Raw genomic sequence first — 351 nt, forward strand, 5'->3', positions numbered from 1 at the left:
GTAAAGGCAGCAGTAAGGGGCATACCCCGCGCGAAGCGAAGGACAACCTGAAATCCACGCAGTTACTGAGTGTGATCGATGCCATCAGCGAAGGGCCGATAGAAGGTCCGGTGGATGGATTAAAAAGCGTGCTGCTGAACAGTACACCGGTGCTGGACAGTGAGGGGAATACCAACATCTCCGGTGTTACGGTGGTGTTCCGGGCAGGTGAGCAGGAGCAGACACCGCCGGAGGGATTTGAATCCTCCGGTTCCGAGACGGTGCTGGGTACGGAAGTGAAATACGACACGCCGATCACCCGGACCATCACGTCTGCAAACATCGACCGTCTGCGCTTTACCTTCGGTGTGC

1 protein-coding gene is annotated in these 351 nt (G+C 57.0%); it reads left to right on the forward strand.

Going from position 1 to position 351, the window contains the following annotated elements; genetic code table 11:
- Window positions 1–351: TipJ family phage tail tip protein (gene gpJ / locus HEN21_RS22675; protein WP_445297817.1), on the forward strand; the 351-nt coding region annotated here is incomplete at both ends.

It is taken from the genome of Escherichia sp. 93.1518, from assembly GCF_013368915.2.
GTDB lineage: Bacteria > Pseudomonadota > Gammaproteobacteria > Enterobacterales > Enterobacteriaceae > Escherichia > Escherichia ruysiae.